Origin of the sequence: Vitreoscilla filiformis (assembly GCF_002222655.1) — a bacterium.
GTDB classification, from domain to species: Bacteria; Pseudomonadota; Gammaproteobacteria; order Burkholderiales; family Burkholderiaceae_C; genus Ideonella; species Ideonella filiformis.
In genome coordinates, this window is the sequence record NZ_CP022423.1 from 2,827,666 (window position 1) to 2,851,473 (window position 23,808).

The window sequence follows — 23,808 nt, forward strand, 5'->3', positions numbered from 1 at the left end:
GCTGACACCCGATCGGCGACGCCCCCTCTTGCTGACCTCCCATGAGTCTTTCCGCCCTCTACGACCTGCCCGCTCCCGCCAAACTCAACCTGTTCTTGCATGTGACGGGACGCCGGGCCGATGGCTATCACCTCTTGCAATCGCTGTTCGTGCTGATCGACTGGTGCGACACCCTGCATCTGGAATGCCGCCCTGACGGACAGCTCCACCGCCACGATCTGGGCCCCACCTTGCCTGCGGACGATCTGTGCTTGCGGGCAGCCCGCCTGCTGCAACAGGCCAGCGGAACCCCGTTGGGGGTGGATATTCACATCCTCAAACGCATTCCATCCGAGGCCGGCATGGGGGGAGGCAGCTCGGACGCTGCCACCGTGCTGCTGGGCCTCAACCGTCTGTGGCGACTGAACTGGCCACGCCAACGATTGTTGGAACTGGGCGCCCGTTTAGGCGCGGACGTTCCTTTTTTCATCGGTGGCCACAATGCTTTGGTCGAAGGCATTGGGGAAATTTTGACCCCTGTGACCTTGCCGCCCCACCGGTTTGCGGTGCTCAAACCCATGGTGTCGGCCCCGACCGCAAAAATTTTTGCGCACCCTCTTGTCAAACGAGACACCCCGCGTGTTATAGTTTCGGTCTTGCTTCAAGCGATGCGCGAAAACAAGCATTCAACGCTGGATACGTTAAGTGCTGATTCGTTAAATCCTGAAAGCTGGCATGTCATGTGGGGACGCAATGATTTGCAATCGGCAACCGAGGCCATTTGCCCAGATGTTGAAAAAGCAAAAAAAGTCCTTGCGGCGCAGTTTAAACATGCTAGAATGACGGGCTCAGGCAGCGCAGTATTTGCAAGCTTAGAAGGCACTGATCGATTTGAAGTGGCGACATTCAAGGGTTTCATTCCCGAGCAATGGATCGGTCAAGTGTGCAGCAGCATGAGCAGTCATCCACTGGTTGACTGGGCAAGCTAAAGTTGCTGGAAGTAGTCAATAGACTGCTTCCCGTGTAGGGGAGTCGCCAAGTTGGTTAAGGCATCGGATTTTGATTCCGACATGCGAGGGTTCGAGTCCTTCCTCCCCTGCCAAATTTTCCAGAAACGGCCTTCGGGCCGTTTCGTCATTCTGGCGCCACCTTTTACCGATTCGATTCATCGGTTCCTTCTGTGCCTCAGGCACACCTTGGAGGTCACGTCGTGCTGTACAACACGGTTCTCTTCACTGGCAACGCCAACCCGGTGCTTGCACAAGAAATCGCCGCCCACCTGGGCGCCGAACTGGGCAAGGCCTCGATTGGCCGCTTCTCTGATGGTGAAGTCACCGTCGAAATTCAGCAGAACGTCCGTGAACGCGACGTTTTCTTGGTTCAGTCGACCTGTGCGCCGACCAACGAGAACCTCATGGAACTGCTGATCATGACGGATGCCCTCAAGCGCGCCAGCGCCAGCCGCATCACCGCCGTGATCCCCTACTTCGGCTACGCCCGCCAAGACCGCCGCCCGCGTTCGACTCGGGTGCCCATCTCCGCCAAGGTGGTGGCCAACTTGCTGGAAACCGTGGGCGTCGAACGTGTGCTGACCATGGATCTGCACGCAGACCAAATCCAGGGCTTCTTCGACATCCCGGTGGACAACATTTACGCCTCCCCGGTGCTGTTGACCGATTTGCAGGGCAAGAACTACCCCAACTTGGTGGTCGTCAGCGCGGACGTCGGTGGTGTGGTGCGTGCCCGTGCGCTGGCCAAGCAACTGGGTTGCGATCTGGCCATCATTGACAAGCGTCGCCCCAAAGCCAACGTGTCCGAAGTGATGCACGTCATCGGCGAAATCGATGGCCGCAATTGCGTCATCATGGATGACATGATCGACACCGCCGGCACGCTGGTGAAGGCCGCCGAAGTGCTGAAGAGCCGTGGCGCCAAGAGTGTGTACGCTTACTGTACCCATGCGGTGCTGTCGGGCCCAGCCGTGGATCGCATCAGCAACTCGCAGCTCGACGAAGTGGTGATCACCAACACGATCCCGCTGAGCGACGCCGGCAAGGCTTGCAAGAAGATTCGCCAGTTGTCGGTGGCTTTCTTGTTTGCGGAAACCATCCGCCGCATCACCGACGGTGAGTCGGTGACGTCGCTGTTCTCTGAGCAGAACAACAACTTCTGATTTTTCAAGCCGGCTGTTCTGCCGACTTTTTTCCGGGTGACGTCACCGTCATCCACCCACTTGGGCACCTGGTCGCGGGTGCCCCACGGAGTATGTTATGCAATTTACCGCGTTTGAACGCAAAGAGCAGGGGACCGGAGCGAGCCGCCGCCTGCGTATCGCTGGCAAGGTGCCGGGCATCGTTTTCGGTGCTGGCGAGCCCACCACCATCGAGCTGGATCACAACGCCCTGTTCTTCGCCCTGAAGAAAGAAGCGTTCCATTCGTCGATCCTCGAAATGAACCTGGATGGCACCGTCACCAAGGTGCTGCTGCGTGACTTCCAAATGCACGCTTGGAAGCCCCAAGTGCTGCACGTGGACTTCCAGCGCGTGGACGCCACCACCCGCCTGCACAAGAAGGTGCCGCTGCACTTCTCGGGCGAAGAAAACTCGCCGGCCGTCAAGACCGACAAGTGCGTGATCAACCACGTCGCCAACGAAATCGAAGTGGATTGCCTGGCCGTGCAGTTGCCCGAGTTCATCTCGGTGGATCTGTCCAAGCTGGTCAAGGGCCAATCGCTGCACGTGTCCGACCTGGTGCTGCCGGCGGGCGTCAAGGCTGTCAAGCACGGCACCATCAACCCGGTGGTGGTCTCGGTGGCAGAACCGAAGATCGAAGAAGAAATCGTGGCTGTGCCCGTGGCCACTGCCGACAAGGGCAAGGGCAAAGGCAAGGGCAAGAAGTAATTCGCCCCTGTGCCCCCTGCAAAATCCCGCTACGGCGGGATTTTTTCATTCTGTTGCATCCTTTGACATGCGAGACACCGGGGGCCGGCATCATGCGCACCTTGTATCCATTTTGAAGGTGCTGGTTCGTCATGTTGTCCCCGACCCTTTCTGTGCTCCGCGTCGCTGGGCGCGTTGTCTGGCTCACTGGCCTGCTCACCGGTGCCGCCTGGAGCCACGCGCAAAGCGACATCGTGCGCCCCAAGCCCGCCCTGAAACTGGCGGCCAACGAGCTGAGCGGCGAAGCAGCCATCACCGCTTTGGGCCGCTCACTGCCCGCTGTGGCAGCGGCTTACGGCCAAACCACCGAGCAATTCACCCACATGCTGCGCCGGGATCCGCGCCTGCGGGTGGATCGCCGAGGCCGGCTGTTCGCCGTGGAGGACATTGATGCGCGTCTGGCTCAAGCGATGGCCGTGCAAGCGGCACAGCCCGAACTGGCCCAAGCCAGTGGCACATCGCTGGACTTGTCCCAAACTTTTTTGCTGCACAGCCGGCCCAGCGCACAGCGCACGATTTACTTGAATTTCAAGGGCGCCACGTTGACCAACACCGCTTGGTCGGACGGCAGCTTCCAAGCCCCCGCCTTTTCCCTGGACAGTGATTTGAACAGCTTCAGCGCCCGCGAACAGCAAATGATCCAGGGCATCTGGCGCCGGGTGGCCGAAGACTATGCCCCGTTCGATGTGGACGTCACCACCGAAGCCCCCAGCAACGCCCGGCTCAACCGCAGCAGCAGCAGTGACGCGATCTATGGCACCACCGTGCTCATCACGCGCAACGAGGGGCTTTACAACTGCTCGTGCGGTGGCGTGTCGTACATCGGGGTGTTCAACGATGTAGGCAACTACTACAAACCTGCCCTGGTGTTTTACAACCAGCTCAGTGGAGAAAAAAATCTGGCAGAGGCGGTGTCCCACGAAGCTGGCCACAACCTTGGCCTGCATCACGATGGGGATGGGCAAGTCAGCTACTACGAGGGGCACGGCAGCGGCGCCACGGGCTGGGCGTCCATCATGGGAGCCGGTTACTACCAGCGTGTCACCCAGTGGAGCAAAGGTGAGTATGAGAACGCCAACAACCAAGAAGACGACCTGGCCATCATCAGCCGCTATGGCTTGCCACGCCGTACCGATGATCATGGCAACACCATCGGCACAGCCACGCCGTTGACCGTGGCCACGGGAAATGCCACCACCCTGACGGGCAACGGTGTGATCGAACGGGCCACCGACATTGACATGTTCAGCTTCAGCGCCTCTGCGGGCGATCTGCTGGCCCTCACCGTCGCGCCGGAAACCTACGCGCCCAATTTGGACGTTTACATCCGCCTGCTGGACGCCGATCGGCAAGTGATTGCCCAAGCCAAACCGGGCTCGCAACTCTCGGCTGGCCTGAAACTCATCCTGCCCACGGCTGGCACCTATTACGTGGCTGTGCGCAACTCCGGATACGGTGACCCGCTGACCAACGGCTATAGCACCTACGGCAGTTTGGGGCAGTACACCGTCCGCGCCACCCTCACCACCCCCTGAGGCCCGTGCCGATGCACATGCTCGATCCCGCCGGCCTGGCCTGCTTGGCTGCGCTGGCCGAAGGCGGTAGTTTTGAGCGGGCGGCACAGTTGCTGAGCATCACGCAGTCGGCGGTGTCTCAGCGCTTGCGGGCGTTGGAAAGCCATGTCGGCCACCTGCTCGTGGTGCGGGCTCGCCCATTGCGTTTGACCGAGCCCGGCAAAATTTTGTTGCGCTACGCCCGCCAACTCGACGTGTTGAGCGCCGACGCCGCCCAAGAACTGGGCGCCTGCTTGCACCGCGAAGCCCGTGTGCCTATCGCCGTCAATGCCGACAGCCTGGCAACATGGGTGCTGCCCGCTTTGGATGCGTTGGTGCAAGCCGGGCAACGTCAGGGTTATGCGCTGGAGCTGATCGTCGATGACCAGGATTTCACGCACGATTGGCTGCGCCAAGGCGAGGTTCTGGGCTGCGTCAGCACCGTGGCGCAAGCGTTGCGCGGCTGCGATTGCCAAGAGCTGGGCGTGATGCGCTACCAGGCGGTGGCGAGCCCCCATTTTTTGGCCCAGCATCTGCCGCAAGGACTCAACCGGGGCAACTTTGCCAGCACCCCGTTCATTGTGTTCAACCGCAAGGATGACATGCAAGCGCAATGGGTCAGCCAGGCGTTCGAAGTGCGTGGCCCGCGTTTGCTTGAGCGCTTCGTGCCCAGCAGCGAAGCGGGTGCCCGGGCCGCTGCCATGGGCTGGGGCATCGCCGTGCTGCCCGAGCTGCTGGCTCGCCCGGCCATGGAACGGGGAGAGTTGTGCCCCGTGCTGCCCGAAGTGGGCGTCGATGTGATGTTGCATTGGCACCAGTGGCGCTTGGGCAGCGACAGTGCGCCCCCTCCGATGATGCGCCACGGCTTGCTCGACCAAATTGGCCGGGCCATCCTTCAAGGATCACATGCTGCGCTGGCACCCGCCACATCCATGACCCGGCCAGGCGCGGATAATCCCGTCCATGATTCGCTTGATCGTGGGCCTGGGCAACCCCGGGCCGGAATATGAAGGCACCCGGCACAACGCCGGGTTTTGGTGGGTGGATGGCGCTGCGCGTCATCTGAAGGTTCATCTGCAACCGGATCGGGCCTATCACGGCTTGGTGGCGCGGGCCAATCTGCCGGGGGGCCCCGTGTGGCTGCTTCAGCCGATGACTTACATGAACCTCTCCGGCAAGGCTGTCGGGGCGCTGGCACGCTTCTTCAAAATTTTGCCCGACGAAATTTTGGTGATCCACGATGAGTTGGACTTACCGCCCGGCCAAGCCAAACTCAAACGGGGCGGCAGCGCCGCCGGCCACAACGGCCTGAAAGACATTCAACCCCAGCTCGGTAGCCCGGATTTTTGGCGTCTGCGCCTGGGCATTGGCCACCCGGGGGTGCGTTCCGAAGTGGCGGCTTATGTGCTGCGCAAGCCCAGCGGTGCCGAGCGCGAAGTCATCGAACGCAACATCGATGACACCCTCGCCCACCTGGACGCCCTGATTGCCGGGCAGATGGACAAAGCCACGTTGCTGATCCACGCCAAACCGCAACGTCCCCACAAACCCCGTCCGGAGTGAGGCGCACACCATGGGTTCGCTGGTTGTCCGAGTTGTGCTGCGCTGGGGCGTTCTTTGGGGTGTGATGGCGGCGGCGTCGGCTGGATACGCGGGTGAGGTGTACCGCTGCGGCACGACCTACCAAGATCATCCCTGTTCGCCCCGTTCGACCCAAACCCCCATGGAGCTGGCTTCGGCGCCCAGCGAGCGGGATCGTGCCCAAGCAGCGCAGCGGGTGGAACAAGAGGCTCGGTTGGCCCGACAACTCGCGCAAGAGCGCGAACGCCGGGAAGCAGAACAACGCGCCCAAGCGCAAAAACAGCCCGTGGCCCTCAGCAGCCCCCACGCCAGCACGCTGGAAGACAACGATTACACCCGCTGCACCGGCACCAAAGAGCAACGCAAACGGTGGTCGGAGCGCAAGCGCGAATACTGCGCCACGCGCTACCCTGAAGACCCGTTACCCCACAAGCGGCGCTGGCGCCACCGCGACTGAACTGGCCGGGAGGGCCAGCAAAGCCGTGTACTTGCTCTGAAGCTGCTCCCGCGTCTCGACCCGCTCGGGGTTGATGGGGATGCACTCCACTGGGCACACCTGCACACACTGCGGCTCGTCAAAATGCCCAACGCATTCGGTGCAGCGGTTCGGGTCGATGACGTAAAACTGCTCGCCCATCGAAATCGCTTGGTTTGGGCATTCGGGCTCGCACACATCACAGTTGATGCATTCGGCGGTGATCATCAGCGCCATCGTCAATCCTTTACGCGGTTCGCGACTGGGCCACACGCTCGTGCAGCCGTTGGAGCACCGAGGGTGCCACGAACTTGGAAACATCACCGCCCAGCATGGCAATCTCGCGCACAAACGTCCCGCTGACGAATTGGAATTGATCGCTGGGGGTCAGGAACAGCGTTTCCACGTCCGGCATGAGCTGGCGGTTCATGCCCGCCATTTGGAACTCGTACTCAAAATCGCTCACCGCCCGCAGGCCGCGCACCACAACTTTGCCGCCGTTGTTCACCACAAAATCCCGCAGCAACCCGCGAAACGCCACCACTTCAACGTTCGGATAAGGCTTGGCCACTTCGGTGGCAATCTCCAAGCGCTCTTCGACGGTGAACATGGTGCGCTTGTGATGGCCCGCCGCCACCGCCAAGATCAGCCGAGGAAACAGCCGCGCGGCCCGGCGCATCAGATCCGCGTGGCCCAGGGTCATGGGGTCGAAGGTGCCGGGGTAAACAGCGGTGAGCATGTCGGTCGAAGACATCGGAAAACAACCTCTCGCGCAAATCAGAGGGAAGACGAACGCTGAAACAAGGTGGCATGTACCAACCCTGCGCGGGTTTGACGGTACAGGGACAGCTCGGGCGGCCACGTCACCGGCGCGGCATTGGCTTCCAAATACACAAAACCGCCCGGCACCACCACACGAACCGCCGCCTGCAACGCGCCCTCGTTCAAACCCGCGTCAAACGGCGGATCGAGCAGCACCAATTCGGCGCTGGCGGCCGGTGCGGTGCGCATCCACGCCAGGGCATCGGTGCGCAGCACGCGCAGCGTCTCGGCTTTGAGGCGCTGCTGCGAGGTTTGCAGCAGGCGCACCAAATCGGCGTCTTGCTCCAGCAGGGTGACACCCGCCGCCCCACGCGAAGCGGCTTCAAACCCCAGCGCGCCAGAACCCGCGAACGCATCGATCACGCGCCAGCCGCTGAGGTCTTGGCCCAGCCAGTTGAAGAGGGTTTCGCGCACGCGGTCGGGCGTGGGGCGCAGGCCGGGTTTGTTCGCCACCGGCAGCACGCTTTTGCGCCACTGCCCGCCGACGATGCGCACCTGCTGAGGTGCCGAACGCGCCGCCGCTTTCACAGCCGCACCGGCACGCCGGCCCGCGCCAGCTCGGCCTTGGCTTGGGCGACGGTGAAGGTACCGTAGTGGAAGATGCTGGCGGCCAGCACCGCATCGGCGCCGCCTTGCTGCACGCCTTCCACCAAGTGCTCCAACGCGCCCACGCCGCCGGAGGCGATCACGGGCACCGGCACGGCGTCGCTCACGGCGCGGGTGAGCGCCAAATCGAAGCCGATCTTGGTGCCGTCCCGGTCCATGCTGGTGAGCAGGATTTCACCGGCGCCGAACTCGGCCATCTGCTTGGCCCAAGCCACGGCGTCGATGTGCATGTTTTTGCGCCCGCCGTGGGTGTACACATCCCAGCCCGGCCCCTTGGTGGCGAGGTCTTCGCCCACGCGGCGCTTGGCGTCGATGGCCACGACGATGGCTTGGGAGCCATATTTGTCCGAAGCGTCGCGGATCACCTGCGGATTGGCCACGGCGGCTGAGTTGAAACTCACCTTGTCGGCGCCAGCGTTCAGCAGGCGGCGCACATCGTCCACGGTGCGCACGCCACCGCCCACGGTCAGCGGGATGAACACTTGCGAGGCCACGGCTTCGATGATGTGCAAGATCACATCGCGGCCATCGCTGGTGGCGGTGATGTCGAGGAAGGTCAGCTCGTCGGCGCCTTGCTCGTTGTAGCGCGCGGCGATCTCGACCGGATCGCCCGCATCGCGCAGTTCAACGAAATTGACGCCTTTGACGACGCGCCCGCCCGTCACATCCAAGCAGGGAATGATGCGTTTGGCGAGCATGTCAGGCCGCACCGTTCAAGGCATCGGCGCGGGCTTGGCCGGCGGCAAAGTCCAACGCGCCGGTGTAGATCGAGCGCCCGCAAATCACGCCTTGCACGCCTTCTTTTTCCACGGCGCACAGGGCTTCGATGTCGGCGATGTTCGAGAGGCCGCCCGAAGCGATCACCGGGATTTTCAGCGCTTGGGCCAGCTTCACCGTGGCGTCGATGTTGATGCCGGTGAGCATGCCATCGCGGCCAATGTCGGTGTAGATGATGCCTTCGACGCCGTAATCCTCGAACTTCTTGCCCAGATCGATGACTTCGTGGCCGGTGAGTTTGCTCCAGCCATCGGTGGCGACTTTGCCGTCCTTGGCATCCAAGCCGACGATGATGTGGCCGGGGAAGGCGGTGCAGGCGTCGCGCAGAAAGCCGGGGTTTTTCACCGCTGCCGTGCCGATGATGACGTAGCTGATGCCATCGTCCAGGTAACGCTCGATGGTGTCGAGGTCACGGATGCCGCCGCCCAGTTGCACCGGGATGTCGTCGCCGACTTCCTTCAGGATGGCTTTGATGGCGCCTTCGTTCACCGGTTTGCCAGCAAACGCACCGTTCAAATCCACCAAATGCAGGCGACGCGCACCGGCGTTCAGCCAACGCCGCGCCATGGCGGCGGGGTCTTCGCCGAAGGTGGTGGACACATTCATGTCGCCTTGTTGCAGGCGCACACACTGACCGTCTTTCAGATCAATCGCAGGAATGAGCAGCATGACTCTGGGAGAGCTTGGAAGGTGGAGGAAAAAGGGAACGGCCTGCGCATCATGCAGGAATCACGGCGCCCAGTGCAGGAAATTGCGGTAAAGCGCCAAACCGTGGTCGGCGCTTTTTTCGGGGTGGAACTGGGTGGCAAAAATGTTGTCGCGGGCGATGGCGCAGGCAAAGCGCTCGCCGTACTCGGTGGAGCCTGCCGTGTGCGCCTCGTCCTGCGGGCTGGCGTGGTAGCTGTGGACGAAGTAGAACCAGCTCTCGTCCGGCACACCGGCCCACATCGGATGCACCTGCCCGCCGTGTTTGGCGTGGGCGTGCTGGCGCACGCGGTTCCAGCCCATTTGCGGCACCTTGTAGCGGCTGCCGTCGGCCTGCAAACGGCCTTCGAGCTGGAAGCGCTTCACGCGGCCCGGGAACAGCGCCAGGCCCGGCGTGTCCTGTTCTTCGGAGTGCTCCAGCAGCATTTGCATCCCGACGCACACGCCCATCAGCGGTTTGTTGGCGGCGGCTTCGAGCACGGCTTCTTTCAAACCGGAGTCGGCCAGCTCGCGCATGCAGTCCCGCATGGCACCTTGGCCGGGCAGCACGATGCGCTCGGCGGCGCGTACGGTGTCAGGCCGCGAGGTCACGACCACTTCCACGCCCTGATCCTGCGCCACATGCAACACCGCTTGCGACACCGATCGCAGATTGCCCATGCCGTAGTCCACCACGGCGACGATTCGCTTGCTCATGTGTCGGGCTCCTCAGAGGGTTCCTTTGGTGGAGGGAATCACACCCGCCGAGCGCGGGTCGGGCGTCAGCGCCATGCGGATGGCCCGGCCAAACGCCTTGAAGATGGTTTCGCACTGATGATGGGCGTTGTGGCCCTTCAGGTTGTCGATGTGCAGGCTCACCAGCGCATGGTTCACAAAACCCTGGAAGAACTCGAACACCAGTTGCGTATCCAGCGCGCCGATCATGCCGGCGGTGAACTTCACGTCCATCGACAGGCCGGGGCGGCCAGAAAAGTCCACCACCACGCGGGAGAGTGCTTCGTCCAGCGGCACATAACTGTGGCCGTAGCGGGTGATGCCCTTCTTGTCGCCCACCGCTTGGGCCACGGCTTGGCCGAGGGTGATGCCCACGTCTTCGACGGTGTGGTGGCCGTCAATGTGCAAATCCCCTTTGGCGTCGATCTCCAGATCGATCAGGCCGTGGCGGGCGATTTGATCCAGCATGTGATCAAAAAAACCAATGCCGGTGTTGAGTTTGGATTGACCCGTGCCGTCCAGATTGAGGCGGACGGTGATCTGCGTTTCTTGCGTTTGGCGGGAAACCTGGGCGGTGCGCATGGCGATCTCTCAGGGAAAAGTTAGGCAGCCGGCGCGGCGGCCAGCACCACGTCGAGTGCGGCCAGCAGCGCATCGGTTTGCGCTTCGGTGCCGATGGTGATGCGCAGGAAGGGCGCGATGCGCTCGGGCCGACGGAAGTGTCGCACCAGCACACGCTGTTCGCGCAGGCCCGCAGCCAGGGCGGCGCCGTCGCGCCCTGGGAACTGCGCGAAGACGAAGTTCGCCGCCGAGGGCAGCACTTGCGCGCCGCGTGCTTCCAGCGCCGCGACCAGCCGCTCGCGGGTGGTGATGATGCGCTGGCGCGTGCTTTCAAACCATTCCAGATCTTGCATGGCCGCCACGCCGCCAGCGATGGCCAGGCGATCCAGCGGGTAGGAGTTGAAGCTGTCCTTCACGCGGGTGAGGGCTTCGATCAAATCGGGGTGGCCCAGGGCGTAACCCACGCGCAAACCGGCGAGCGCACGCGATTTGGAAAGCGTGCGCACCACCAGCAATTGCGGGTAGCGGTTGATGAGCGTGGCGGCGGTGTCGGCGCCGAAATCCACGTAAGCCTCGTCCACCACCACCACCGAATCGGGGTTGGCTTGCAGCAGGCGCTCCACCTCGGTCAGCGGCAGGGCGATGCCCGTGGGCGCGTTCGGGTTCGGGAAGATGATGCCGCCGTTTTTCCCGACGGCCAGCAGGTCATCGACGCGCAGGCTGAAATCCTCGGCCAGCGCCACCGGGCGGGTTTGGATGCCGTAGAGCTGGGCGTAAACCGGGTAGAAGCTGTAAGAGATATCGGGGAAGAGCAGCGGCGCGTCGTGCTTCAACAGGCCCATGAAGGCGTGGGCCAGCACCTCGTCCGAACCATTGCCGACGAAGACCTGGGCCACGCTCAGGCCGTGGTAGTCGGCGATGGCTTCTTTCAGCGCCAGCGCTTGCGGGTCGGAGTACAGGCGCAGGGCTTCGGTGTTGTGGCCGTTGATGGCGGCCAACACCTTCTCGCTCGGGCCGTAGGGGCACTCGTTGGTGTTGAGCTTGATGAGCCCGTCGATCTTGGGCTGTTCGCCGGGCACGTAGGGCGTCAGTTGGCTGACGATGTCACTCCAATAGCGGCTCATGGGGGGAACTCTCCTGAACTCAGATCGCGGTGTCGAGGATGCTGGGGGCGGCGTGTTGCGGGTGCAGCAGCCGCACGCCGTCCACCGTTTGCCCATGCGGCAGGTGCTCGGACAGCAGCCAGCCACAGCCCTGCTGCTGCGCGGCGGCGACCACCAAGGCGTCCGCAAACCGCAGGCCAAAGCGGCTTTCCACCGACCACGCGGCTTCGACGGTGGCGTGATCGGTTTGCCACGGGCGCCAATGCTGGTAGCGACGCACTTCGGCGCGGGCGTCCCCGGCGGGCATGGCGGGGCGCAGGTGTTGGGTGGCGTGTTGGTAGAAGTCCGTCAGCACCGAGGTGGCGGTGCGGCCCAAGCGGCGCTGCCACAGCACGGCCAGCCAGTCGATGGCGCGGGCTTGCGCGGCGGGGTCGGCGCCGTCCTCGCTGCGCAGCAGGACGGAGGTATCGACGAACACGAAAGGAGCCGCAGGGGCCACGGCCAAGCTCATGTGGCGCTCTCGCTGCGGCTGGGGTAGGACTGGCCGTCGGTTTGCCAGGTGCGTTCGCGGCTCAGCCAGTCTTGCATGGCGCGTTCGTAAGCGTCGTCGTGGCGCATCTTTTCGGCCAGCATTTCACCGACCAGGCGCGAGACGCTGGTGTTGCGCCGCGCCGCCTCCAGCCGCACCCATTCGGCGACGCTGTCTTCCATGGTGACGGTGACGTTTTTCATGTGACGGGCAGGCGGGAATTGGGGAAAGAATAACACGAAGTTCGTGGCGCACGAAGTTCGTGGAAGATTCCCCCCTTTCTTCTTCACCTTGCATCGCGCAAAATACACACACCAAAGTACACACAAGGAAGCATCATGAACCAAGTCCTCAGCAACCCAACTTTGCCGAGCCGGGTCTTCATGAACGGCAACAGCCAGGCAGTGCGCATTCCGCAGGAATTCCGGTTAGACGCACAGCGAGTTGAGATCACCCGTACACCGTCGGGTGACTTGCTCATTCATCCCATTGCACAACCGGAAGATCGCGGCATGGCGCTGCTGCGGGCGCTATCAGCGTTTGATGATGATCTGATTGAGGCTATTGAGGCCAGTCACCGAGAGTCCAACACTGAGATGCAAGATCGCGACGTCATTTAGACGTCATTTAGACATCATTAAGACAATAAGGACAGCATGATGTATGATGCGCAGCATGGCGCCCGCCCACCAGAGGCGCAGGAGATTTGCAATGCGCTACATGCTGGACACCAACATCCTCATTTATCTGATGAAGAACAAACCCGCCAGAGTGGCTGAGCGGGTCAGCAGGCTGGCGCCAACGGACAGCCTGCGCATGTCGTTCATCACCTGGGCTGAGTTGCTCAAGAGCGTGTCTGGAAGCAGTCGCCCGCCTGAAGAAACGCGCGCTCGTCTGATGGGTTTAGCCCGGGTGGTGCCCGTACTGAATACGGTGCAGCCCAGCATCGCCGAGCATTACGCAACCCAGTTCCTCCGGCTCAAGTTAGCCGGAACGCCCATTGGCGGGAATGATTTGTGGATCGCCTGCCACGCCCTGAGCGAGGACTGCACCCTCGTCACCAACAACCTGCGCGAGTTCTCACGAATTGACGGCTTGGCGCTTGAGAACTGGGCGGAGGAACTGTGAAACTGCGCCCGCCCCAACTCACCCCGTTCTGGGATCGCCTGGCCGATGACATCAGCCCGCGCAACCTCGCTCGCCTGAAAAGCTTGGCCGCCTTGATGGGCGATGCGGCCCAAACTACCGTGGCCATCGTGCTGGCCGAGGTGTTCGCTTCGGACAACAGCGCGCCCGAGAGCCAGAACAAAGCCTTCACCCGGCTGCGGGAGGAGTTCAACGAGCAGGCGCAGGCGCGAGGGCTGACGGTGCGCTTGGAGATCACCGGGGCCAAATCGCTGGGTGGAGAACGGCTGGTGTGGTTTGAGGGTGAAGCGCCGCTGCACATTACTCACACCACGGAAGAGCTGGCGCGCGTTGACAACCGGCTCATCACCGACAACCAAGGCGTGCCCCTGAACCCCGAACCCAAGGTGCACCTGATCGAGTGCGCGCCCGACGGTCGCCCGGTGGTGCGCTGGTTCTTCAGTTACGCCCATGCCGACGCGAAAGCGCTGAGCCTGTTCAAGCGGCTGCAAACCGCGCTGGGCAACTCGCCCAAATACCAATTCAAGCCGTGGAGTGACCAGCACATCTTGGTGGGTGAACAGTGGGATGCGCAGATTCACGCCGCCTTGCAGCACAGCCACCTGGGGGTGCTGGTGTTGAGCCAGAACTTTCTGGGCAGCCGCTACATCACCGCCCAAGAGCTGCCGGTGTTTGTGGCCGGGAAGCACCCGCTGGCCTTGGGCAAGCGAGCGATTCCGGTAGCGCTGGAGCCCATCGACTTTGAGCACACCGACTTGAAGGGCTTGCAGGCGCAGCAGATCTTCCGCGATGAAGACCTCAAGAGTTTTACCGAGCGCAGCGGCTCCAAGCTGACCCAATGGGTGAACCGCCTGGTGGCACAAATTCACAAGGTGCTGGAGCGTCACGCCAGCGTGGGCGCTGTGGTGGCGCCTGCCCCTGAAGAATCGCCGCGCCTACCAGCGGCCAAGGCCATGCAGACGCTGAAGTGGCCGACGTGCCACATGCTCAGCGGCGATCTGAGTGGCATTGAAGGCCGGGAGCTGGACAACCACGGCCGCGTCACCTCGATGGACAAGCTGGCGCAACTGGGCGGCGACCACACGACCGCGCACGACAACACCCAAGGCGAAGACGCCCTGAACTACCTGCTGGATTGGGCCAGCGACCCCCAAGCCCCCGGCCTATTCGCCCTGCTGGCCGAGTACGGCATGGGCAAAACCATCACCTGCCAGCGTTTGATCCGCAAAGTGGAAAAGCGGCGCGAAGCCGAACCCACCGCCCCTTGGCCGCAGCCGCTGTACTTTGACCTGCGCAAGCTCACCGGCTTGCGCAAGCGAGAAGGTGAGGTGCCGACGCTGGAGCAGATCGTGGGCGAGTGCATCCAGCGCGGCTGGCAGGTGGCCGGCGCGGACGCTGGCGCCGCACCCAGCGCCAGCGAGCTGGTCGCCCGCAGCCGCGAGCACGCCCAGCTCTGGGTGTTTGACGGGCTGGACGAAGCCCTGGTGCACCTGAGTGAAGTGGACGGCCAAGCCTTCACCCGCGAGCTGCTGCGCCTGCAAGCCCGCCCCGGCTCACTCTGGCACCCCGGCACCAAACTGCTGATCTCCTGCCGCACGCATTTCTTCCGCAGCTTGCAGGCGCAAAACAACCACTTCACCGGCCAGGAGCGGGACACCACCCCGGCCAGCGATTACCGCGCCTTGCTGCTGCTGCCGCTGAACGAAGAGCAGATCCGCACCTACATCGGCCATGCGCTGCCGGGGCTGGATGCCGACGCCACGTTGGCGATGGTGAAAGCCGTTCACAACCTGAGCGAGCTGGCCAGCCGGCCGTACACGCTCAAGCTCGTCACCGAGTTCATTCCGCAGATTGAACGCTGGCGGGCCGAAGGGCGGCCGGTGTACGGCGTGACGCTTTACCGCCAAATGGTGCAAAGCTGGATGCACCGTGACAGCGGCAAGCATCACCTGAAACCCGAGCACAAAGAGCGGCTGATGACGCATCTGGCGGCCTGGATGTGGCAACGCGGGCAGCGGCTCATCCCAGGAACCGAGCTAGAAACTTGGTTTCTCCGCTGGTTGAAGAGTGATGACGACTTGTGGCTTCGTTACAGCGACGTGAACAAAGACAAGCTGGAGGAAGACCTGCGCACCGCCACTTTCTTGGTGCGGGAGGATGAAGGCAGCGAAACGGAAGAAGGCGCACCCAGCACCGGCGGCTTCCGGTTTGCGCACAGCTCAATGCAGGAATACTTTTTGGCGGTGCATTTGTTCCAGGCTGTGCGGCGCAACGAGCGCAAAGCCTGGGCCTTGCCGCTGGTGAGTGTGGAAACGCGGCGTTTTCTGGGCCAGTGTTTGCAGGAAGCGGCGCCGCGTGAGCAGGCGCAGTGGGTGCAGCAGCTCTCAACCTGGAAGGCACCTTATCTGGCTTTGGCCAGTGAGCAATGGCTGCGCTACGCGCTGGAGGCGGTGCGTGAAGGCTGGCCCGCACCCAGTCTGGTGGGTGCCGATCTGCGGGGAGCGAACTTGCATGGCTGGCGCTTTGAAGGGCGCCAAGTGCCGGGTGCCCAGCCGCAAGTGCTGAACTTGAGCCAAGCGGATTTGAGCGGCTGTGAGCTGCGGGAAACCGTGTGGGCGGATGTGCGCATGGAAGGCGTGCAACTGGCCGGGGCGGCGCTGGATCGCAGCGAGTGGCAGCGGGTGAACGCGCCGGGGGCGAACTTGCGCGGCGCCACGCTGCATGGGGTGCGCTGGCGGCACGTCAATTTGAGTGGGGTGGATGGGGCGGAAGTGCAAGGCGAACAAGCTTGGGCGCTGCGCTCGGTGGTGCCGCAGGGGATAGTTGGCTGGGCGGGCACTTCAGCCAACGAATGTGAACCGCCGCTTGAAGTGAAAGCGCCTTGGTTTGTGCAGGGTGGGCACTCAGGCCCTGTCAACGCCTGCGCCTTTTCCCCGAATGGGCTGCGCGTCGTCTCCGCAAGCTTGGACAACACCTTGCGCCTGTGGGACTGCGCTTCGGGCTCCTGCCTGGCCACCTGGGCTGGCCATCAAGGCTGGGTCAACGCCTGCGCCTTTTCCCCGGATGGGCTGCGCGTCGTCTCCGCAAGCTGGGATAACACCCTGCGCCTGTGGGACTGCGCTTCGGGCTCCTGCCTGGCCACTTGGTCTGGCCATACATTTCCTGTCAACGCCTGCGCCTTTTCCCCGGATGGGCTGCGCGTCGTCTCCGCAAGCTGGGACAAAACCTTGCGCCTTTGGGACTGCGCTTCGGGCTCCTGCCTGGCCACTTGGTCTGGCCATCAAAGCTCCGTCAACGCCTGCACCTTTTCCCCGGATGGGCTGCGCATCGTCTCAGCAAGCAACGACAAAACCTTGCGCCTTTGGGACTGCGCTTTGGGCTCCTGCCTGGCCACTTGGTCTGGCCATCAAAGCTCCGTCAACGCCTGCGCCTTTTCCCCGGATGGGCTGCGCGTCGTCTCCGCAAGCTTGGACAACACCTTGCGCCTTTGGGACTGCGCTTCGGGCGCCTGCCTCGCCACTTGGTCTGGCCATCAAGGCAGGGTCAGCGCCTGCGCCTTTTCCCCGGATGGGCTGCGCGTCATCTCCTCAAGCTGGGACAAAACCTTGCGCCTTTGGGACTGCGCTTCGGGCGCCTGCCTCGCCACTTGGTCTGGCCATCAAAGCTCCGTCAACGCCTGCGCCTTTTCCCCGGATGGGCTGCGCGTCGTCTCCGCAAGCTTGGACAACACCTTGCGCCTTTGGGACTGCGCTTCGGGCTCCTGCCTCGCCACTTGGTCTGGCCATGAAGAATGGGGCAATGCCTGCGCCTTTTCCCCGGATGGGCTGCGCGTCGTCTCCGCAAGCGAGGACAACACCTTGCGCCTTTGGGACTGCGCTTCGGGCTCCTGCCTGGCCACTTGGTCTGGCCATCAAAGCTCCGTCAACGCCTGCGCCTTTTCCCCGGATGGGCTGCGCATCGTCTCAGCAAGCAACGACAAAACCTTGCGCCTTTGGGACTGCGCTTTGGGCTCCTGCCTGGCCACTTGGTCTGGCCATCAAAGCTCCGTCAACGCCTGCGCCTTTTCCCCGGATGGGCTGCGCGTCGTCTCCGCAAGCTGGGACAAAACCTTGCGCCTTTGGGACTGCGCTTCGGGCTCCTGCCTCGCCACTTGGTCTGGCCATCAAAGCTCCGTCAACGCCTGCGCCTTTTCCCCGGATGGGCGGCACGTCGTTTCCGCAAGCTATGACGACACCTTGCGTCTTTGGGACTGCGCTTCAGGCGCCTGCTTGGCCATTTGGTCTGGTCATCGAGGCAGGGTCAACGCCTGCACCTTTTCCCCGGATGGGCTGCGCGTCGTCTCCGCAAGCTGGGACAAAACCTTGCGCCTTTGGGACTGCGCTTCGGGCTCCTGCCTGGCCACTTGGTCTGGCCATCAAAGCTCCGTCAACGCCTGCACCTTTTCCCCGGATGGGCTGCGCGTCGTCTCCGCAAGCGATGACGGCACCTTGCGCCTTTGGGACTGCGCTTCGGGCTCCTGCCTCGCCACCTGGTTTGGCCATGAAGGCGGCGTCAACGCCTGCGCCTTTTCACCGGATGGTGAACATGTCATCTCTACCGGCTTGGACGGCACCCTGCGCCTATGGCGCGTGGCAGACGGCACCCAAGAGCGCATCCACCAACTCGGCCGGAACCGCAGCCACGCCGTCTGGGAGCCCCCCACCAACCGCCTGATCGAAGCCAGCGAAGGCGCCTGGCGCTGGCTGGGCGTGCAGGAGCGGGATGCGCAAGGCCGCATCCTGGGCGTCAGCCCCGCCGAAGCACGGGTGCCCGGCGGCTTCCCCTACCGTGCCCCATCCGCCTGACACCACGCCGCATACAACCACGCATCCACCGGCGCCACTTGCCGATTCGGCTGCGCCAGCACACACGCCAAACACCCCTCACACTGCAACCCGGCGGCGGCCAACAGGCGCTGCGAGCTGGGGTTGTCCACCGCGCACAGCGCGTCCACGCGCCACACGCCCGGCTGCGCCAGCGCATGCGCCACCACCGCTTGCACGGCCTCGCGCATCAAGCCCCGGCCTTGCCAGCCTCGCGCCAGCACATAACCCAGGCGCAGATGCTGAAGCGAGCGCCCATCCGGCCGTTGCGGCAACAACTGCACTTGCCCCACCGGATGCGCTTCCCCTTCAGGCAGCAGCAGCCAAGAAAACCCCGTCTTCTTGAACCAGCACGCCTGATCCCATTCGAGCCATTGGCGCGTCTGCGTCACGTCGCGGTGGGGTGCCCAATCGAGGAATGCCAAGCGCTCCGGCTGACCCGCCCAGCGCTCGAAAACCCACGGCGCATCCGCCCCAAGCGGGGCGCGCAAACACAACCGGGAAGTTTTGAGAACACGCTCCATGCCCATCCCGAGCACAGAGCGTGCCGTGCGCCGACTCAGCGGCGGCGAGCCGGCGCCGCACCGCGTGCGCCGCCCCCATCACCCGACTCTTTGCGAGCCATGGCAAGTTGCTCTTCCAGCGACGCCAGGCTCAAGCCCTTGAGCGCGCAGAAGTTCGCCGCCGTCAGCGTGGTGCGTTCAAAGTCGCGCAGCAGCGTGGCGCGTTGGCGACGTTCGGGCGTGTCCTCCGTACCCGCCGCCGCTGGGGCGGCAGCCTTGCGAGCTTCGCGCTCGGCGTTGCGTGCGGCTTGACGAGCGGCGCGTTCGGCTTGTTGTTCGGGCGTCAACGGGGCCGAAGCGGCCTCGGGTGCGCCAGCCGGGCGAGCTGGACGCTCACCCCGTGCCGGACGTTGTTGGCCATCACGCGGCCCCCGACGTTCACCACGCGCCGCACCGCTAGCCGATGCTCCTTCCGGGCGACGCGGCCCACGCGGGCCCCGCTCTGAACGCTCGGCCCCTGCGGGACGGTTCCCACGGGCTGGACGCTCGCCACGCGGCGGACGGGCCTCTACGGCTTCGGCAGCCCCTTCGCCCGGCGCACCCGCCGGCTTTTGCGCAGCCCGCTCCGCCGCACGACGTTCAGCCGTGATGGCGCGGCGCCGATCCAACTCGGCCTGAGCGACTTGGCGATGTTCATCGGTGACCGTGTCCACCGGCTGGCCGTCCAGATCGAAACGGTGCGTGGCCTTGGTCAACGCCACCAGGTAGCCCGTGGCACCGGTGTGGCGACTCAGCACCACCGACAGCAGTTTTTTGCTGAAGCGGTTTTGCGTGCGCGTTTGGATGTCGGCTTGAATGCGCAGCTTGAGGGGCTTGGGAGCCCCGTCAAACAGCGCGGGAAACAGTTGCTTGAGTTCGCGTGCGCAATCGGCTGGCGACAGGCCCGGCACCACCGGCGCCGCTTCCGCCACCGGTTCTGGGGCGGCCTGGGGGGCAGCAGTCGCCTCCTCGGCGGCTGGGGCGATGACCTCGGCGGTCTCGGTCGTCGTCGGGGCCGGAGTGTCGGCGATCGGCTGGGGGGAGGAAGACATGGGAAAAATCAGTCTGAAAGACAGTCAGGGGGGTGAATTGTGCCCGTCCTTGGCGCCCCGCTCCCAGCCCCACCCTCACTGAAAACTCACAAGCACGACACTGTCGCTCGGAAACACCGCCCACACCGCCTGTTCAGGGTGACATTCGGCGGCCCATTCGTCCGTCATCACAGCTTGAATGCGCAAGCCGCTGGGCCGCACCACGCTGCATCCGACGTGGCGCTGCGTCGCCCGCAGTCCGGCCAATCGCCCGCTCAACACGTTCAGACCCTGTTGTTCGGCTGGGGCCTGCCGGCTCACACTCACCCCCGGCGCTTTGACAAGGGCGAACAGCTCATCGCCCAGGCACAAACCCATGTCGAGTGCGGCTTCCGGTGTGATGGTGGCGGTGATGCGATCCTGCGGCCCCAGCGCCAGCACCACGTCCACCAGCCCTTGCCGGTCGGTCAGCGCCACGACCGTGCCAGCAAACTGGTTGCGCGCGCTGGTTTTCATCGTCATGCGCCGGATCAGGGTGCGCAGTTGGGCGGCATCGGCGTCCCCCGGCACAGCGTCCAGCGTGGGCAACCGGTTCAGCACATCTTGTTGTGAGCTTTGCATGGCTCGGTACAAATGGATGAGCTGGCGTGCGTAGTCGGTCAACCGCGTGCCCCCACCGCCAGCACCGCCCACGCTGCGCAACACCAGCGGCTCGGGCGCCAGCGTGTTCATGCGATCCAGCGCATCCCACGCCGCTTTGTAGGACAGCGGCACCTCCTTGGCCGCCCGATTGAGCGACCCCACCCGGTCAATCGCCTCCAACAACCGCACCCGCTGATCGGTGAGCACACCCCCCAGCGGGGTTTGCAGCGACAAATGCCCCGTCAAGCTCGGGCCCGCAGGCCCAGCGACGGGCGCCGGAGAGGGAAAAGGGGTTGCCATGGGGGGAATCGTTCAAAAGAAAAGCACCACATCAGTGCTTGTGGATGGCGTCACACATCACTTGGGTGCAAGACCAGCATGGCTTGGATTTTGCTTGACCCTGACCCACGATCTAGGAAGGAGACGGATGCCATGATCACTGCCGCCATGCTCGGAATCATCCAAGAAGCCGGAGAAGCTGTCCTGACCTTAACAGATGGGCTGGAAGAGGGCGAGCTGCTTGCCTCGCGCCTGACGCGGGCCGAAGTGTCGCGCCAGCTCACCGTGTTGGCCTCGACCTTGCGCTCTTTGCCGGAAAAAGCCATGTCCACCATGCCCGAAATCGACTGGGCGGGTTGGCGCGGCATGAACAGCGCCATCACCATCGGTGGCCTGGCCCGCGACGAAGCGTTGTGGTTTGGTGTGCGCTCGCTGGTGCCGGCGACCTTGAGCTGGCTGCGTGTCTATCGCCACTCCCACCCCGAGCTGTTCACCTACTGGAGGGCGGACGCGCTGCACGCCGGTTCACACTGACCCTGCGTCCACTTGGTCGATGAACTCGGCCATGGAAAGCACGCGGTTGTAGCGCTCGGGCTGGGCCAGCATGTCGGCCAGCTCGGGGCCTTCTTCCAGCGGGTAGTCCAGCCGCAAGCCTTGGTTGCGGATGAGGCCGACGCCAAAATCGATGTCCACCACCCAAGACGCTTCCCGGTTGTACCGGTGGAAATTGGCGAACGCTTGGTAGGTGCGGCCACACCAGTTGCCGCTTGGGCAAACGTCGCCCACCAAAGCGGGGTCTTTCGGAAAGCAGTCATGCACCACCAAGTAGCCGCCGGGGGTCAACAGGCGGCACAGGTGAACCAGCCCGTGATCCACCTCGGGGCGAAAGTGCGTCGGGTCAAAAAAGATGATGTCGAATGTCTGCCCCAGGCTGGGTAACGCCTCGGGATGAAGGTAGGGTGTCTCTTGTACGTAGGTTGTGCGGATCTGTGTGGTTTCGATGCGAACCTGCGCGTCGTAGCGCGTTTCGTCGAGATGTTCCGCGATGCACACCAGCGTGCGTTCGGGACACACCACTTCCGGTAAGGCCAGCTCACACCGGGGTTTGTTGTATTCCAGATAACGCTGCAAGCCCCGGCGCTCGATCAACCGGTTGATCACGTCCACCTTGCGCGGCTCGTTCAGCTTGTCCTGCAAGCGCAACGCATCGGCATGGCTGGGTTGGATGGACAGCACACGCGCCAGCGCTTGCCGCGTGGCATGCAAATCTCCTTGCCGGTATTGCACCCGAGCCAAACCCATCCAGCCGGCCACGTTGTGTGTGAACACAGCCACAGCCTCGGTGTAAGCCCGAACCGCCTCCGATTCGTGATGCTGCACTTCTTCGATCAGCGCCGGCCCCAACAGCCGCCAAGGCTGCGCGGGAAAACGCCGCCCAACCTGCTCAAACACCCCCCGCGCCTCGTCCAGACGGTCAGAACGCACCAGGGCAATGCCCCACAGCACCCAGACTTGGGACGCCGCCGGTTGCTGCGCCGCCAGGACGGCCAGTTGGGTCACCGCTTCGGCATATCGCCCTTGATCGAGCCAAGCACGGGCCTGGGCCAACTGAGCCTTCATGGCACCGCCACCTGTTCAAAGTTCACGCCGGCGCAGCCGCAGCTCGGCGGCTTGGGCGTGGCCTTGCAGCCCTTCGCCATAAGCCAGCTCGGCGGCGATCACGCCCAACACCTGCGCACCCGCTTCACTCACTTCGATGAGGCTGCTGCGCTTTTGAAAATCGTAGGTGCCCAAGGGCGACGAAAACCGCGCCGTGCCCGATGTCGGCAATACATGATTCGGGCCAGCACAGTAGTCCCCCAGGGATTCGCTGGTGTAGGCCCCCAGGAAAATCGCCCCCGCGTGCTTGAGCAACGGCTCCCAGCGGTGCGGCTCGGCGCTGGACACCTCCAAATGCTCGGGCGCGATGCGGTTGCTGATGTCACACGCTTCTTCCATTGAACGCGTAACGATGAGCGCACCGCGCCCTTCCAAGCTCGCCCGAATCACGGCAGCACGCGGCATGGTCGGCAGCAGGCGCTCAATGGACGCACGCACCTGGGCGATGTACCCGGCATCCGGGCACAGCAGGATGGATTGCGCCAGCTCGTCGTGCTCGGCTTGGCTGAACAAGTCCATCGCCACCCAATCTGGCGGCGTGGTGCCGTCGGCCAGCACGAGGATTTCGCTCGGGCCGGCGATCATGTCGATGCCTACTTGGCCGAACACGCGGCGCTTGGCGCTGGCCACGTAGGCGTTGCCGGGGCCGGTGATTTTGTCCACGCCCGGCACGGTGGCGGTGCCGTAGGCCAGGGCGCCCACGGCCTGCGCGCCGCCCACGGTGAACGCACGGCTCACGCCGGCCACGTAGGCAGCGGCCAGCACCAGGGCGTTTTTCTCACCGCGTGGGGTGGGCACCACCATGATGATTTCGCCCACACCCGCCACATGCGCCGGGATGGCGTTCATCAGCACGCTGCTCGGGTAAGCCGCTTTGCCGCCCGGCACGTAAATGCCCACGCGATCCAGCGGCGTCACCTTTTGGCCGAGCAGGGTGCCGTCCTCGTCGCGGTAGCTCCAGCTTTGGCCGCTGGCGGCGAGCTGGCGCTCGTGGTAGCTGCGCACGCGCTGGGCGGCCGCTTCCAGCGCGTGGCGCTGCGCGGGGGTGATGGCGTCAAACGCCGCTTTCAGCTCCTCGCGGGTCAGCTCCAGTTCGGCCACGCTGGCGGCGTTCACGCCGTCAAAACGGGCGGTGTATTCGAGCACCGCCGCGTCGCCCCGGTTTTTCACGTCGGCCAGGATGCTGGCGACGCGCTCCTCAATCGCATGGTCTTCCTCGGCCGACCAGTGGCGCAGGCGCTGGAACTCGGCTTCAAAGTCGGCGGAAGAGGTGTCCAACTGGCGCAGGTTCAGGGGGGAAGAC

Annotated in this window: 26 protein-coding genes and 1 tRNA gene; 12 read left to right on the top strand and 15 right to left on the bottom strand. The window is 63.8% G+C overall.

What is annotated here, in order from left to right; translation table 11 throughout:
• Window positions 1-41: 41 nt before the first annotated feature.
• The 8 genes from ispE (at window position 42) to VITFI_RS13360 (ending at window position 6,509) form a co-directional block, all read left to right on the top strand.
• Window positions 42-968, top strand: coding sequence for a 4-(cytidine 5'-diphospho)-2-C-methyl-D-erythritol kinase (ispE, locus tag VITFI_RS13325; RefSeq protein WP_089417376.1), 927 nt, complete (start codon window positions 42-44; stop codon window positions 966-968).
• 36 nt (window positions 969-1,004) lie between these two features.
• Window positions 1,005-1,081: transfer RNA gene (locus tag VITFI_RS13330), tRNA-Gln, on the top strand.
• Between the two features lie 108 nt (window positions 1,082-1,189).
• On the top strand, window positions 1,190-2,152 hold the full coding sequence (locus tag VITFI_RS13335; protein WP_089417377.1) for a ribose-phosphate pyrophosphokinase: 963 nt from the start codon (window positions 1,190-1,192) through the stop codon (window positions 2,150-2,152).
• Window positions 2,153-2,249: 97 nt separating this feature from the next.
• Window positions 2,250-2,879 carry a 50S ribosomal protein L25/general stress protein Ctc gene (locus VITFI_RS13340; RefSeq protein WP_089417378.1) on the top strand — a complete coding sequence of 210 codons (630 nt, stop codon included), beginning with the start codon at window positions 2,250-2,252 and terminating at the stop codon, window positions 2,877-2,879.
• A gap of 131 nt (window positions 2,880-3,010) precedes the next feature.
• Window positions 3,011-4,453, top strand: a complete 1,443-nt coding sequence (locus VITFI_RS13345) for a M12 family metallo-peptidase (protein WP_089417379.1) — start codon at window positions 3,011-3,013, stop codon at window positions 4,451-4,453.
• A 17-nt stretch (window positions 4,454-4,470) separates the two neighbouring features.
• On the top strand, window positions 4,471-5,481 hold the full coding sequence (locus tag VITFI_RS13350) for a LysR family transcriptional regulator ArgP (RefSeq protein ID WP_198301480.1): 1,011 nt from the start codon (window positions 4,471-4,473) through the stop codon (window positions 5,479-5,481).
• The gene (gene pth, locus VITFI_RS13355; protein ID WP_089417381.1) at window positions 5,435-6,034 is read left to right on the top strand and encodes an aminoacyl-tRNA hydrolase; all 600 of its coding nucleotides are present in this window, start codon (window positions 5,435-5,437) and stop codon (window positions 6,032-6,034) included. The genes VITFI_RS13350 and pth overlap by 47 nt, the downstream gene beginning before the upstream one ends.
• Before the next feature lie 10 nt (window positions 6,035-6,044).
• Window positions 6,045-6,509, top strand: coding sequence for a DUF4124 domain-containing protein (locus tag VITFI_RS13360; protein ID WP_089417382.1), 465 nt, complete (start codon window positions 6,045-6,047; stop codon window positions 6,507-6,509).
• Here the strand turns inward: VITFI_RS13360 and VITFI_RS13365 are convergent.
• From VITFI_RS13365 to VITFI_RS13410, 10 genes are read right to left on the bottom strand one after another with little or no spacing between them, the layout of a single operon-like run.
• On the bottom strand, window positions 6,474-6,764 hold the full coding sequence (locus tag VITFI_RS13365) for a YfhL family 4Fe-4S dicluster ferredoxin (protein WP_089417383.1): 291 nt from the start codon (window positions 6,762-6,764) through the stop codon (window positions 6,474-6,476). The genes VITFI_RS13360 and VITFI_RS13365 overlap by 36 nt on opposite strands.
• A gap of 10 nt (window positions 6,765-6,774) precedes the next feature.
• A complete protein-coding gene (coaD, locus tag VITFI_RS13370; RefSeq protein WP_198301481.1) occupies window positions 6,775-7,281 on the bottom strand; it encodes a pantetheine-phosphate adenylyltransferase in 507 nt (168 codons plus the stop codon).
• Between the two features lie 23 nt (window positions 7,282-7,304).
• Complete coding sequence (gene rsmD / locus VITFI_RS13375; protein WP_089417384.1) at window positions 7,305-7,877, bottom strand: 16S rRNA (guanine(966)-N(2))-methyltransferase RsmD; 573 nt, start codon at window positions 7,875-7,877, stop codon at window positions 7,305-7,307.
• Window positions 7,874-8,653 (bottom strand): imidazole glycerol phosphate synthase subunit HisF, encoded by a 780-nt coding sequence (gene hisF, locus VITFI_RS13380; protein WP_089417385.1) that lies wholly within the window; start codon window positions 8,651-8,653, stop codon window positions 7,874-7,876. Before hisF ends, rsmD begins: the two co-directional genes overlap by 4 nt.
• Before the next feature lies 1 nt (window position 8,654).
• The gene (hisA, locus tag VITFI_RS13385) at window positions 8,655-9,401 is read right to left on the bottom strand and encodes a 1-(5-phosphoribosyl)-5-[(5-phosphoribosylamino)methylideneamino]imidazole-4-carboxamide isomerase (protein ID WP_089417386.1); all 747 of its coding nucleotides are present in this window, start codon (window positions 9,399-9,401) and stop codon (window positions 8,655-8,657) included.
• 60 nt (window positions 9,402-9,461) lie between these two features.
• Window positions 9,462-10,133 (bottom strand): imidazole glycerol phosphate synthase subunit HisH, encoded by a 672-nt coding sequence (gene hisH / locus VITFI_RS13390; protein ID WP_089417387.1) that lies wholly within the window; start codon window positions 10,131-10,133, stop codon window positions 9,462-9,464.
• A 12-nt stretch (window positions 10,134-10,145) separates the two neighbouring features.
• A complete protein-coding gene (gene hisB, locus VITFI_RS13395; protein ID WP_089417388.1) occupies window positions 10,146-10,733 on the bottom strand; it encodes an imidazoleglycerol-phosphate dehydratase HisB in 588 nt (195 codons plus the stop codon).
• Window positions 10,734-10,753: 20 nt separating this feature from the next.
• Complete coding sequence (gene hisC, locus VITFI_RS13400; RefSeq protein WP_089417389.1) at window positions 10,754-11,836, bottom strand: histidinol-phosphate transaminase; 1,083 nt, start codon at window positions 11,834-11,836, stop codon at window positions 10,754-10,756.
• A gap of 19 nt (window positions 11,837-11,855) precedes the next feature.
• Complete coding sequence (locus VITFI_RS13405; protein WP_089417390.1) at window positions 11,856-12,326, bottom strand: PIN domain-containing protein; 471 nt, start codon at window positions 12,324-12,326, stop codon at window positions 11,856-11,858.
• Window positions 12,323-12,547: a CopG family transcriptional regulator gene (locus VITFI_RS13410; protein ID WP_089417391.1), complete on the bottom strand. Its 225-nt coding sequence runs from the start codon at window positions 12,545-12,547 to the stop codon at window positions 12,323-12,325. The genes VITFI_RS13405 and VITFI_RS13410 overlap by 4 nt, the downstream gene beginning before the upstream one ends.
• 135 nt (window positions 12,548-12,682) lie before the next feature.
• On the opposite strand from VITFI_RS13410, the gene VITFI_RS13415 reads away from it, so the two are divergent.
• From VITFI_RS13415 to VITFI_RS13425, 3 genes are all read left to right on the top strand, one after another.
• Entirely contained in the window at window positions 12,683-12,964 is a 282-nt protein-coding gene (locus VITFI_RS13415; protein ID WP_089417392.1) for an antitoxin, read from the top strand.
• A 91-nt stretch (window positions 12,965-13,055) separates the two neighbouring features.
• Window positions 13,056-13,472, top strand: a complete 417-nt coding sequence (locus VITFI_RS13420) for a type II toxin-antitoxin system VapC family toxin (RefSeq protein WP_089417393.1) — start codon at window positions 13,056-13,058, stop codon at window positions 13,470-13,472.
• Window positions 13,469-18,334: a pentapeptide repeat-containing protein gene (locus tag VITFI_RS13425; protein ID WP_089417394.1), complete on the top strand. Its 4,866-nt coding sequence runs from the start codon at window positions 13,469-13,471 to the stop codon at window positions 18,332-18,334. The genes VITFI_RS13420 and VITFI_RS13425 overlap by 4 nt, the downstream gene beginning before the upstream one ends.
• Here the strand turns inward: VITFI_RS13425 and VITFI_RS13430 are convergent.
• From VITFI_RS13430 to VITFI_RS13440, 3 genes are all read right to left on the bottom strand, one after another.
• The gene (locus VITFI_RS13430; protein ID WP_157725687.1) at window positions 18,313-18,876 is read right to left on the bottom strand and encodes a GNAT family N-acetyltransferase; all 564 of its coding nucleotides are present in this window, start codon (window positions 18,874-18,876) and stop codon (window positions 18,313-18,315) included. The genes VITFI_RS13425 and VITFI_RS13430 overlap by 22 nt on opposite strands.
• A 35-nt stretch (window positions 18,877-18,911) precedes the next feature.
• Complete coding sequence (locus VITFI_RS13435; protein WP_089417396.1) at window positions 18,912-19,946, bottom strand: ProQ/FINO family protein; 1,035 nt, start codon at window positions 19,944-19,946, stop codon at window positions 18,912-18,914.
• A gap of 75 nt (window positions 19,947-20,021) precedes the next feature.
• Window positions 20,022-20,867 carry a TOBE domain-containing protein gene (locus VITFI_RS13440; protein ID WP_089417397.1) on the bottom strand — a complete coding sequence of 282 codons (846 nt, stop codon included), beginning with the start codon at window positions 20,865-20,867 and terminating at the stop codon, window positions 20,022-20,024.
• Window positions 20,868-20,999: 132 nt separating this feature from the next.
• Here VITFI_RS13440 and VITFI_RS13445 point away from each other — a divergent pair, with 132 nt between their 5' ends.
• A complete protein-coding gene (locus tag VITFI_RS13445) occupies window positions 21,000-21,380 on the top strand; it encodes a ribonuclease HepT family protein (protein WP_089417398.1) in 381 nt (126 codons plus the stop codon).
• Here VITFI_RS13445 and VITFI_RS13450 read toward each other — a convergent pair.
• Together VITFI_RS13450 and hisD are read right to left on the bottom strand one after the other, a co-directional pair.
• Window positions 21,372-22,466: a tetratricopeptide repeat protein gene (locus VITFI_RS13450; protein ID WP_089417399.1), complete on the bottom strand. Its 1,095-nt coding sequence runs from the start codon at window positions 22,464-22,466 to the stop codon at window positions 21,372-21,374. The genes VITFI_RS13445 and VITFI_RS13450 overlap by 9 nt on opposite strands.
• 15 nt (window positions 22,467-22,481) lie before the next feature.
• Window positions 22,482-23,792, bottom strand: a complete 1,311-nt coding sequence (gene hisD / locus VITFI_RS13455; protein WP_198301766.1) for a histidinol dehydrogenase — start codon at window positions 23,790-23,792, stop codon at window positions 22,482-22,484.
• Window positions 23,793-23,808: the final 16 nt, after the last annotated feature.